The sequence below is a fragment of the Brevibacillus parabrevis genome, assembly GCF_022701015.1.
GTDB classification, from domain to species: Bacteria; Bacillota; Bacilli; order Brevibacillales; family Brevibacillaceae; genus Brevibacillus; species Brevibacillus parabrevis.
Genome location: NZ_CP064090.1, coordinates 2,857,145 through 2,868,927 on the forward strand (window position 1 = coordinate 2,857,145; position 11,783 = coordinate 2,868,927).

The following is an 11,783-nucleotide window of genomic DNA, read 5'->3' on the forward strand; positions in this document are numbered from 1 at the left end:
CAGAGCTTAGAGGAGGAAGTACAGATGAGACGAGCAGTCAGTATGGCACTGACCACTTTGCTGGCCATTTCTTTGGCAGCATGTGGCAATCAAACAGGTGGACAAAATGAAGCAACAGCGACCAGTTCCGGCCAAGGCCAAACGGTGAAGCTGGGCTTGACGCAATTCGTAGAGCATCCCGCTTTGGATGCGATTCATCAAGGAATCTTGGATGGCTTGAAACAATCCGGCTACGAAGAGGGCAAAAATCTGGAGGTTGACTACCAGAACGCCCATGGCGATATGAACAACACGGTATCGATTGCGCAGAAGTACGCCGGAGACAAGAAGGATTTGGTCGTAGCGATTGCGACTCCATCCGCTCAGGCTGCAGCCAAGGCGATTACCGACAAACCTGTTTTGTTCAGTTCCGTAACAGATCCGATCTCGGCTCAGCTGGTCAGCAGTCTGGAAAAACCGGACAAGAACGTGACTGGAACGAGCGACAAAGTATCGATGGAACAACAATTGAAGCTGATCAAAACCTTCCTGCCCCAGTTGAAAAAGCTGGGCGTGATCTACACCACCTCCGAGGTCAACTCTGAGGTACAGGTAAAAGAGCTGGAAGAGGCAGCGAGCAAAGAAGGCGTAGAAATCATCAAGGCGGGCATTTCGCAGCTTTCCGAGGTGCAATTGGCAGCTCAGGGACTTGCTGGAAAAGCCGACGCCATGTTCATTCCGATTGACAATACCGTCGTGTCCTCTTTTGAGGCTGTACTGGGAGCAGCGGAAGCGAACAAGATTCCTGTTTTTGCTTCCGACACAGACACCGTAAAACGCGGCGCAGTAGCCACGTACGGCATCGACTACTACCAGATTGGCAAGCAAACAGGCGAAATGGCTGCCCGTGTCCTCAAAGGACAAGCGGTTGCAGACACTCCTGTCGAAATTTCAAAGCAGGCCGACCTGTACATCAATGAAACAGCAGCCGGGAAGTTTGGTCTCACGATTTCAGAGGCACTCAAACAGCAGGCGAAAGAAATCACCAAGTAAAAAGAGAGCGTCAAGCTCTCTTTTTATTCTTTTAAAACTGTTTTATCCGTGTTAAAATTAGAAAAAATTTTTCAAGGGGGCATTTATCACATGTTCAAACAGAAAAAGACTATCAGAAAAATTCAGAGTTTTTTATTTCCTTTGCTGCTTTTGTCTGTTACCGCATGTGGACAGCAAAGCGCTACCCCGGCGAGCAACGAGCAGACTCCACCTGCTTCGAACCAGCCGGCGCCAGCTGCTGAAACCAAACAGTTTAAAATCGGGATTTCTCAGTTCGTAGAGCACCCGGCATTGGATGCAGCACGCGAAGGCTTTGTGGCGCAGCTTGCCAAAAACGGATACGAAGACGGCAAACAAGTGAAAATCGACGTCAAATCAGCGCAAGCGAGCATGGATACAGCAATCTCCATCGCGCAAAAATTCGAGTCTGACAAAGTAGACCTCGTACTGGCGATCGCGACGCCGACCGCTCAGGCTGCTGCCCAAACAAGCAAAGACATTCCGATCTTGTTTACGGCAGTAACCGATCCGGTAGAGGCAGGTCTGGTAAAAGCGATGGATAAACCGGGAGCAAACGTGACAGGTACTTCCGACATGAACCCGGTGGAAGAGCAATTGAAGCTGATCAAAGAATTGAAGCCAGATGCGAAATCAGTTGGAGTTATCTACAGCTCCGGCGAAGTGAACTCCAAAGTGCAGGTAGATGCGGCGAAAGCAGTAGCGGACAAGCTGGGCCTGTCCATTCAGGAAGCAGCGATCACCAGCGCAACAGAGGTGAAGCAAGCGGCTGAGTCGATGGTAGGCAAAGTAGACGCGTTCTACGTGCCGACAGACAACATGGTCGTATCGTCGATTGCAGCAGTCCTGAGCGTTGCCGAAGCGCAAAAAATTCCGGTCATCGCAGGGGAAGAAAACTCCGTGAAGAGCGGTGCGATTGCTACTTACGGAATCGACTACACCAAGCTCGGCGAACAAACAGCAGACATGGCAGCAAAAATCTTGAAGGGCGAAGCGAAGCCGGCAGACATGGCTGTCGAGATGCAGGCAGACATGAAGCTCGTATTGAACAAAAAAGCAGCGGAGAAAATGGGAGTGACCATTCCGCAATCCATGCTCGACCGCGCTGGCGAAGTGATCGAGTAATAATCGCAGCAACAGGAGGATTTCTTCTATGAATTTGGCAATAATGGGAGCCATCGAGCAGGGCTTGCTATTCGGAATTTTAGCTCTGGGCGTGTATTTGACCTTTCGCATTCTAAACGTACCTGACTTGACGGTAGATGGCAGCTTCGCCTTGGGCGGAGCGATCGCAGCCAAGTTTATCATCGATGGAACCAACCCGTACCTGGCTACTCTCCTGGCGTTCATCGTCGGGGGATTGGCAGGGGCATTTACCGGCGTTTTGCATACAAAAGGAAAGGTCAACGCACTGCTGGCAGGGATTTTGACCATGATCGCGCTGTACTCGATCAACCTGCGGATTATGGGAAAGGCGAATTTGCCTTTGCTGCGTGAAGATACGTTGTTCACCTATGTAAAAGATTTGAGCATTCCCGACTTGACGGTAGGCGGCGTCACTTTGCTGACTGGCGTATCCATCGTATTTTTCGTCGGAGTTCTCGTGCTCAAGCTGGTAATTGACTGGTTCCTGCACACCGACCTCGGCCTCGATCTGCGGGCGACAGGGGACAATCCAAAAATGATTCGCAGCTTCGGAGTGAATACGGACACGACCACGATTATCGGTCTGGCGCTGTCCAACGGTCTGGTAGCTGTGTCTGGCGCTTGGGTTGCCCAGTTCCAGGGCTTTGCCGATGTCGGCATGGGGATCGGGATGATTGTGATTGGTCTTGCTTCTGTTATTGTCGGGGAAGTGCTGTTCGGCAGCTCCTCCATTTTCCGCGTCACACTCGCTGTCATTCTCGGTTCGATTGTGTACCGTTTGGTGATTGCCCTGGCTTTGCAGGCGGGATTGAATCCGTCCGACATGAAGCTGATTACCGCCTTGATCGTGATTGTCGCATTGACTGTTCCGACCGTTGCCAAAGGAATCTGGAAAAAACAAGCGGTACGCTCGGTAAGGGGAGGAAACAGCAATGCTTAAAATTTCCTATGTTAACAAAGTGTTCAATGCGGGCACCGTCAATGAAAAAATCGCGTTGCGCAATGTAAACTTGCACGTCAAGCGCGGAGAGTTCATCACCGTAATCGGCAGTAACGGAGCCGGAAAGTCGACGATGATGAACATGATCTCCGGCGGGCTGTTCCCGGACAGCGGAACGATCACGATTGACGGCAAGGATGTCACGCGCCTGGGCGAGCACCAGCGGGCCGAATTGATCGGCCGGGTGTTCCAGGACCCGATGGCAGGTACTGCACCGAACATGACGATTGAAGAAAATTTGGCGATCGCGCTCGGGCGTGGACGCCGCCGCACGCTAGGCTTCGGAGTGAACAACCACAAGCGCGAGCTGTTCCGCGAGCAGTTGAAGCAGCTTGACCAAGGACTGGAAAACCGTTTGAAAACAAAGGTCGGATTCCTTTCCGGCGGTCAGCGCCAGGCGCTCAGCCTGTTGATGGCTACATTCACGGAACCGAAAATTTTGCTGCTGGATGAGCATACGGCAGCGTTGGACCCGAAAAGGGCGCAGCTCATTGTCGAGCTGACTGACAAGATTGTCGCTCGCCACAAGCTGACGACGATCATGGTCACGCACAACATGGAGCAAGCGCTGAACATGGGGAATCGCCTGTTGATGCTGCACGACGGCGGGATCATTCTCGATATTCCGGATGAGAAAAAACGAACCATGAAGCCGCAAGACTTGCTGCGCGCCTTCGAGGCAGCCCGTGGCGGAGAGAGCTTCAGCGAAGACCGATTCTTGTTGACCTAACGCTTTTCATCAGCCTTCCTGCGCGAGCGGGAAGGTTTTTTCTTTGACGGTCAAATAGCGGTGCATGGCGAACGCTCCAATGACCAGGATGCCAGCGACGATCGTAAACAGCAGCGTACCGCCGTAGTGCAGCAAGACCAGACTGCCCAAATACGGGCCGCACATGCGGGAAATATCCCAGTGTGTTCCGGTGATGGCAAAATATCGGCCGCGCATCGAGGATGGCGCAATCCGCGTGACAAAAGCGAGCAGTTGGGTCAAGCCGACGCTTTCGCCGATGACGAGCAGCACTTGCATGGCGAGCAGAAGCGGCAAGGAATCGATGTAGGCATAACCGAGAGCGACGAGGAAGAAGCAGCCGTATGATGCAGTAATGAGCCAGCGAGCGGGCATGTGCTGTGTCCACTTGACGAGCAGAAATTCAAACAGGATGAGCAAAATCCCCTTCACAGCGATGAGCAAGGCGAGAGCTTGCAAATAGTCGGGCAGCGTATTTTTCATGTGCAGCTGCAAATTTGTTTCGGTTTGCGCATAGAACAGACTGATCGGCAGTGAAAGCGTCATGATCGCCAATGCCGGGCGGTATGCCTTCCATGCTCCTCTACTGAAGCGTGGCGCTTTCTCGTGAGCTGCTTCCGCCCATTCCGGCAACGGTGTTTGCGGGATTTTCCACAAGACCGCCGCCGCGTAAACGAAAAGCGAGATCGCGGTAAACAGAAAAGCCATCGCCGGATCGTACTTGTAGAGAATCACGCCAAGGAGTGGCCCGATTGCTGCCCCGATGCTTGAGGACGTATTCAACAGAGCAAAAGCACTTGCCATTTGCCCAGGCGGGATCGTATCGGCCAGATGGGCGCGGCTTGCCGGGATGAACAGGGAGCGGCCAGCGCCGTTGAGCACGTACAGGACGGCAAAAGCGGCGATAGAATCGGCAAAAGCCATCCCGAGCATGGCGAAGCCTTGAATCAGCAAGGCAACGAGCAGCATCGTTTTGCGCCGAATCCGGTCAGTCAATCCGCCCGCGAACAAGGTCAGCAAAATCTCGGAAAACGGCTGCAAGCCGATCACCAGCATGGTGAGTGTGACGGAGCCGCTGATGTTTTCGCTCAAGTACAGGACGAGAAAAGGCGCGATCATCGTGCTGGACAGGGAAGTGAGCGTTTCCCCGAACAGACGAACCCACAGCAAGGCAGGGTATTCCGCGATAAATTTGCGGAAGGAAGCGGGGAGCAGATGCATAGACGTGTGTCCTTTCTCCGGAGGTTCCGGCTTGGTGGTTGGTTCTTCGAATTGTAAGCTGGCGGACGACACAGAAAAAGCGTACGATTAGGAGAATCATTTTTTCATGTTTTTTATTGGCGGTGAAATGAGATGCAACTGGTTGAACAATATATTCGTTTATGTGCGCTGAGGCCAACCGATTCGGTCGGTCGTCCGCTGGAGATCACGCTGGCAGAAGTCGCGGCGATTTTGTGCTGTACGCTGCGCAATGCCACATTGACATTGAAAAAAATGCAAGCCCGCGGCTGGCTCGGCTGGCAGCCGGGACGAGGCAGGGGGAATCATTCCGTTCTGACCCTCCTTTTGGAACCGGCAGATTTGCTGCTGTCTGTAGCCAAGGAGCTTGCCCAAACAGGGGAAATTCGCGCGTCCCAGGAACTGATGCAGCAATACGGGGAGGCGTGGCCGACTTTTTCGCAAAATTTTTCACTCTGGATGAAAAGTCAGTTTGGAGCGCGGGTGACGCGGGAAAAGGGTAGTAATAGCCGAGTCGATACATTGCGCTTGCTGCTCGATCGCCCGTTTGAAGCACTGGACCCGATTCATGTTTTGCTGCGTTCGCAAACGCATTTGGTCAAGCATCTGTTCGATACGCTTGTCCGGTTTGATCCGCTCACGAAGCGAATAGAGCCGCAGTTGGCCTTTCATTGGGAGACGGACGAGAGCGGAAAGCACTGGACGTTTTACTTGCGAAAAGGCGTGCTGTTTCACCATGGCCGCCTGCTGACTGCTGACGACGTCCGTTTTTCCTTGCTGCGCCTGATGGAGCAATCGTTCAAGCATCGCTGGCTGGCTCGTTCTATCGAGTCGGTAAACGTCTGTGATGACTATGTCGTGACGATTGAGTTGAAAGAGCGGGATGAGCTGTTCTTGCAAGCGTTGAGCAAAGAACAACTGTCGATTGTCCCGCGTGACTACACCGAGCAGATGGGAGAGCAGTTCTCGCGGTTGCCGGTAGGGACAGGGCCGTTTCGCGTTGTGCGCCACGACGATTCCATGCTTGTCCTTGAGGCGTTCGCGCCGTATTTTGCCGGGCGGCCGTTTTTGGACAAAATTGAAATCTGGTGCGTCCCTGGCATGGGGCAAGCGGACTGGGCAGATGAGAGCGTGCTGACTGTGGCGAAAGCGAGTTCGCTCCAGGAAGCGGAGGCAGAGCTTGCGTGGAACGAAGTCGCCCGTCAGGAGAAATGCTTTCAGTACGTCAGTTTGAATGCAGCCAAAAAAGGCCCTTTGGCGGACGCTTCCTTTCGCAGCTTGCTTGCGGAGCTGTTGGCTGGCCCTGCGCTCAGGGAGGAGTTGCAGGGCGGCAGGGAGCAGGCGGAGGTATGGGGAGGATATCGGCAGACGGCAGGCTCCACTCCAGACGATCCAGCGGAAATCGCCTGCCTGGTAGATGCCAGAGGCTACGGCAAAGAGACGCTCAGCCTGTACACTTATCCAGACGCGGATCACATCGAGGATGCCGAATGGATTCGGGACAAGGCCAAAGCGTACGGCATTCCGATCGAGATTCAGTACGCCACTCCGGAAGAACTGGCTTTACCTGCCTTGCTGCAACACGCTGATCTCGTCGTCGACAGCGCCAATGTGGACGAGCGAACGGAGCTGTCGCTCGTCGAGTTTTTGCTGGCAGAAGCCTTGAGCATCACGCACCATCTGACTGCACACGGCAAAGCGGAGCTGGAACGGCTGATTCGCAGCTTGGGGCAAACTACGCTGACAGAGGAGCGTCAGACGATTGTGCGCACGATGATGGAAAAGCTGATGGCTGATCATATTTTTGTGCCCCTGTACGCCAATCGCGTCGAGATGAAAGCACACCCTCGTCTGTCGGGAATCAGCCTGGACGCGTACGGCTGGATCGATTTTCGGACGGTCTTTGGGCGATAATCGCATTCTCTGCCTTTGTTCATATAGGGAATGGCCGACTTCGCCCGAAAATGTGGCGAAATCGCGCCTCCCAGCCAAAGAGAAGCAAAAATTTGTCACACATTCATATGAAACCGCTTTCCTTTTTTATCGTATTATTAGATGTATATATCATCGTTTGTTTATTACTTGTTCGGAGGAGGAACGACACGTTGTATACCAAAACGGAAAAAGACAAACATATTTTGTTTGCATCCTTGCGCTTGATGATTTGCGTCGGGCATGCCGACGGTTATATAGGTTCCCGGGAAGTTGACCGCATTCATGACATTGTCAATTCGGAACATTTTACGCTAAAAGAGCGGCAAATCCTCATGGATGACATCGATTACCCGAAACGTCCCGAGGTGATCGTAGAAGACATGGTCGACCTGAGCCAGAGCGAGAAGCTCGTCATGATGCGCAAGCTGTACCATATGGCGCTGATTGACCGGAAGCTGTCGCCGCTGGAGACGAAGGAAATCGCGCGCATCGCTTGCCTGATCGGCATTTCCCAGGAGAAGCAGGCGCAAGTGGAAGAATGGATTCGCGAAGGGATCGCCTGGCGCGATCGCTGGAAAGAGATCGTCGGCGACTAATTACGACCCCAATCGCATTGGGGTCTTTTTTATTGTCCAGATGTGTCGCAAGTTGCGGGCGGGAAGCTTGGCTTGGCAAAGCTTTCTAAAGTACAATAAAAGGAAGTGTGAAGCAAATGCGACTAGGCGCCACGATGAAGGAGGAGATCTTATGTTGCGAATTTTAGTTACGAATGATGACGGCATCGAGGCATTGGGCATCAAGCGGCTGGTGGAAGCGCTGCTCGTACTGGACCAGGCAGAAATCTTTGTGGTGGCTCCCGATGAGGAAAAAAGCGGCGTTGGCCACGGGGTGACCTATCGCACGCCACTGGCAACGGAAAAACGCGACTTTTACGGTCTTCCCGTCAAAGCGTGGGCGGTGAACGGCAATCCCGCCGACTGCGTGAAAGCCGCCTATCATTTGCTGTTTGCGGCAGAAGAAAAGCCCGATATCGTGTTCTCGGGAATCAACGTAGGGACGAATTTGGGGCGCGACATATATTACTCCGGCACATGCAGCGGGGCCAGAGAAGCGGTTATTTTGGGAGTTCCCGGCGTTGCCCTGTCCTATGACAACTGGTACGACCAGGAAAATTACGGCGACGTCGTACAGATGATCGCGCCGCTCGTGAAAGATTTTGCGGAGCGAGCCGGAAAAGGCGAATTGGCGCCAGAAGTTTTCTGGAATATCAACATTCCGCACGTCCCGCTTGCGCAAGTCAAAGGGATTGTTCCGGCGACGCTTTCGCTGCATCATTATGAGGACAAGTACAGCGAAGCAGCAGAAGGATATTTTTTGATGCGGGAGTACCCGCAGGTGATGCCGATTGCAGAGCCGTATGACTACGACCTGGTGAAGCATGATTACATCGCCGTCACGCCTGTCCATATCGATGCCACGGATCGTTCGCTGCTCAAGCAGATGGACGGCTGGCCGCTGATGCAGCCATGGGAAAAGCAGGGGGAGCAGCCAGATGAATGAGGAGTTCAATCCCGTGCTTGCCCCGGACCCGGCTCTGCGCTCTCCCGTCAAGGAGACGCAGGGCGAGGTTCTCGATAAGCACGATTTTTTCGACTTGTACCAGCTCGCCAGCGAAGCGGGGCTGCCTTATTTTGCCCGCATGAACGGAACAGGAGAGGTCGAGCTGTACCTGGTGTTTGAATCGGTGGACGCTTTTGTCGAGCAGACGCGGGATGCTGTCTCTGTTGAGTTCAAGACGTATCAAGGCAAGCTTTTGGGCGTGATCTGGACGCTGTCTGATCCGCTCCAGCCGCTCGGCTTTCCGCTCACTTTTGACATCCAATTGGCGGAGCAGCGGGGAATGGCGTTGCGAATGCTGGAACAGCCTTGTACGCTCCTGCACTATTTGGCTTACGGGGAAGGCGAGCTGACGCATATTTACTCCGAGTCCATCTTTTTTTCCGCAGGAGAAGTCGAGCGCACCCGGGAAATGATTCGTTCCCTTTTTGAAGGGAAAGTCGAGACGATCCCGCAGGAAGCGCAGGTGCGCGAGGAAGAAATGCGAAGCATCGCGGCACTGTCTTTTCCCGACACGGTTTTCACGGAAGAAGGGCTGGCTTTTGTCCTCGACTACAGACGGATGCAGGCCGTACATGGCGAAGAAGGCGCCCAGCACCTGCTGATGAGCACCGTTCGCCAGGCTGTCTGGGTGATGCGCAGACACGCGCGCAGCGAGGTGCGGGAGTCCGCGTTTACCGTATGGGTGGCGGAGCGCGGCGAACTGCTCGATCTGATTGTCACCCCAGGGCTTGGGCACTTGTTTGAGGTCATCCACATGGCAGAGGAGGACGCCAATCCGTTTTCCCGCTTCCTGTTGACGCTGCCGGAATATGTGGAGACAAAAGAAGTTTCTGCGCTCGGTCTGGGCGCGTATCCGCTTTTGCGCTATGAAAATGGCGTGCTCTATCATTTGGAGCTGGACGAAAATGTACAGGCGCATCTGCAAACCCTGTTCGTGAAAGCGTTTCCGGGCATGCCTGTCCCGTATCAGTAAATGTTGCAACATTGTGAAATAGCATTTTCATAGGAATCTTTTGCCCTTCGATGAAATAAGGGTAAATAAGTCATTTTTCAACAAAGGATACGACAAGGGGAAGTACGAAGTAATAAAGTAGATAATCCGTTGGGGAGAGGTGACGACGATGTACGCTGTAGAGCCCGATTTGTTCCAGGCTGTTTCCGATTGCGCTCACCGTTTTCAAGGGGAGATCGAACAATTGGCAAAGCGTCATGCACTAACGATTGAGGGAGGTCTGCCTGCGCTTGAATTGCAGGTGCAGCCCCAATGCCAGGCTTTGCTGGAGTACAACTTGTGGGGGGAAGCGGGACTCGTCGCGATCCACGGCAAACTAAACTTGCGGGGCGGAGTAAAAAAAGATTCATTTTCCATCATGATGAAATTCTCGCTGTCTCATGATCCGGAACTGGACATCGAGGGCAAGAAACTGCGGATTGAGGAAATTTTGTACGGCGAAGCTGACCTGTTCTGGAACATACCTCCGGCGGGGCATGTCGGGCACGTCGAGCTGACACTTCGCTTCACCTATCAACCTGGCTCTGGACGACTGGGCGAATATGTGCGCAGCGTTTTGGGCATCGTAACCGGAAAGATGATGGCTGCCTAAAGCGGCGTAGATGGTAAAATGGCTCTCCGTCACAGGAGGGCTATTTTTCGTTGAGGCAAGAAGGCAGTCAAAAGGAGGACGAAAAGACGTCTATGCGTTTGTTCGTGGCATTGGATATTCCAGAAGAAGCGGTTCAATATATTTCCGCTGTCCAAGAACGGCTCAAGCCGGAAGTGATGGCAGACAGATGGCAGCCGCTGCACAATCTGCACCTGACTCTGCATTTTCTCGGAGAGGTGGACGAGCGGCTTGTCCCGGCTGTTTGCGAGGACATGGACATCGTCAGCGCGATTATCGAGCCGTTCACCTTGCGCATCGGCGGCTTTGGCGCATTCCCGCACGCCCAGCATCCTCGCGTCTTGTGGCTCGGACTGCGCGGGCAAACGAATCCGCTGAAGCAGTTGCATCTCTTGCTCGCCAGACGTTTTGAGCTGCATGAGGGCGTGGCGTATGACCGCAAGCGCTATCGGCCGCACATCACGCTTGCCCGCGGGCCGCAGGCAGGAAGCGAAGGACTGCCGCTCATGGACTGGAACGAGCGGTTTTTGACTCCCGATTCGCCGCGCTGGAAAGTACGGCATGTCCATCTGTACCGTTCGGAGCTTTTGCCAGAAGGAGCCGTGCATACCGTGATTCATACGAGCACGTTTGATAAAGATCACAGCAAAAAACGAGCGGTACCTGAATAGACTAAGAAAAGGACCAGGGGAAAGCTTTCCAGAAAGCGGTGGAAAACGGATGGGTGAGTTCACGACCGGCATTCTTTATCCACGCAAATACGAACCGAAAGTGCTGATTGCCTTGTCCAAGTCTTCGCAACCGTACTTCCACAGAAACATCAATGGCGACTGGAACGCATTTTTCCTGCAGGATGAATGGATTGAAACCTCCTCGACGCTTGATTTTTTGCTTACACTGTCGAAGCAATTCGTGCCGCTGCTTTGGTTTCATGATGCAGAAGACAATGGCTGGGGGTTTCGTCTGTTCGATGCTGGCTTCGAGGTCTCTTCGGCGACGATCAGCTATTCACTGGATGTGGAGATGGCAGAGGCGGAGTTCGGCAGACTTTATCCGGAGATTGACCTGCAGGAAAGAATTACAGACAGCGAGGACGTTCGGCAAAAGTATGAAGACATACTGGACCGGGTTGTGCGTTCGGAGTTGTATCGGCGAGAGGTAGGGAAGGGAATTACCCGCATCAAACCGCAATCCTTCAACCGGATCGCGGGCCCCAAACAGGTGCAGCAGCTGCGCTCGCTGTTCGACTTGCAACTGCTGACAGACGTAGACGATGAGACCGGGGCTTCACTATTGTACGACTCAGTCGATCTTTTCAAAGAGATTTTAGGGATTGAGGAAATGGTATGGGTCAATTATGCGTACTTGGCAAGCGGAGGCAGGGAGTAACGACAGAAAAGGACGGGGGCAAATGGCTCTCCCG

12 protein-coding genes are annotated in these 11,783 nt (G+C 53.4%); 11 read left to right on the top strand and 1 reads right to left on the bottom strand.

The window, feature by feature from the left end:
* Positions 1–24: 24 nt before the first annotated feature.
* The 4 genes from IRJ17_RS13615 (at position 25) to IRJ17_RS13630 (ending at position 3,926) form a co-directional block, all read left to right on the top strand.
* A complete protein-coding gene (locus IRJ17_RS13615; RefSeq protein WP_122964814.1) occupies positions 25–1,032 on the top strand; it encodes an ABC transporter substrate-binding protein in 1,008 nt (335 codons plus the stop codon).
* Positions 1,033–1,122: 90 nt separating this feature from the next.
* Positions 1,123–2,175, top strand: a complete 1,053-nt coding sequence (locus IRJ17_RS13620; protein WP_122964815.1) for an ABC transporter substrate-binding protein — start codon at positions 1,123–1,125, stop codon at positions 2,173–2,175.
* 28 nt (positions 2,176–2,203) lie between these two features.
* Positions 2,204–3,136 (top strand): ABC transporter permease, encoded by a 933-nt coding sequence (locus IRJ17_RS13625; RefSeq protein ID WP_122964816.1) that lies wholly within the window; start codon positions 2,204–2,206, stop codon positions 3,134–3,136.
* The gene (locus IRJ17_RS13630) at positions 3,129–3,926 is read left to right on the top strand and encodes an ABC transporter ATP-binding protein (protein ID WP_063230093.1); all 798 of its coding nucleotides are present in this window, start codon (positions 3,129–3,131) and stop codon (positions 3,924–3,926) included. Before IRJ17_RS13625 ends, IRJ17_RS13630 begins: the two co-directional genes overlap by 8 nt.
* Before the next feature lie 9 nt (positions 3,927–3,935).
* On the opposite strand, the gene IRJ17_RS13635 is transcribed toward IRJ17_RS13630, so the two are convergent.
* Positions 3,936–5,165 carry an MDR family MFS transporter gene (locus tag IRJ17_RS13635; protein WP_122964817.1) on the bottom strand — a complete coding sequence of 410 codons (1,230 nt, stop codon included), beginning with the start codon at positions 5,163–5,165 and terminating at the stop codon, positions 3,936–3,938.
* 132 nt (positions 5,166–5,297) lie between these two features.
* Between IRJ17_RS13635 and IRJ17_RS13640 the strand changes: the two genes are divergently transcribed.
* From IRJ17_RS13640 to IRJ17_RS13670, 7 genes are all read left to right on the top strand, one after another.
* Positions 5,298–7,097, top strand: coding sequence for an SgrR family transcriptional regulator (locus IRJ17_RS13640; protein ID WP_242775012.1), 1,800 nt, complete (start codon positions 5,298–5,300; stop codon positions 7,095–7,097).
* 191 nt (positions 7,098–7,288) lie between these two features.
* Positions 7,289–7,714, top strand: a complete 426-nt coding sequence (locus IRJ17_RS13645; RefSeq protein WP_063230096.1) for a TerB family tellurite resistance protein — start codon at positions 7,289–7,291, stop codon at positions 7,712–7,714.
* Positions 7,715–7,865: 151 nt separating this feature from the next.
* Positions 7,866–8,678, top strand: coding sequence for a 5'/3'-nucleotidase SurE (gene surE, locus IRJ17_RS13650; RefSeq protein WP_122964819.1), 813 nt, complete (start codon positions 7,866–7,868; stop codon positions 8,676–8,678).
* Positions 8,671–9,711, top strand: a complete 1,041-nt coding sequence (locus tag IRJ17_RS13655; RefSeq protein ID WP_122964820.1) for a hypothetical protein — start codon at positions 8,671–8,673, stop codon at positions 9,709–9,711. Before surE ends, IRJ17_RS13655 begins: the two co-directional genes overlap by 8 nt.
* Positions 9,712–9,859: 148 nt before the next feature.
* Entirely contained in the window at positions 9,860–10,342 is a 483-nt protein-coding gene (locus IRJ17_RS13660) for a hypothetical protein (protein ID WP_063230099.1), read from the top strand.
* 92 nt (positions 10,343–10,434) lie between these two features.
* The gene (gene thpR, locus IRJ17_RS13665) at positions 10,435–11,031 is read left to right on the top strand and encodes an RNA 2',3'-cyclic phosphodiesterase (protein WP_242775014.1); all 597 of its coding nucleotides are present in this window, start codon (positions 10,435–10,437) and stop codon (positions 11,029–11,031) included.
* Between the two features lie 49 nt (positions 11,032–11,080).
* Positions 11,081–11,749 (top strand): hypothetical protein, encoded by a 669-nt coding sequence (locus IRJ17_RS13670; protein WP_122964821.1) that lies wholly within the window; start codon positions 11,081–11,083, stop codon positions 11,747–11,749.
* The last annotated feature ends 34 nt before the right edge of the window (positions 11,750–11,783 follow it).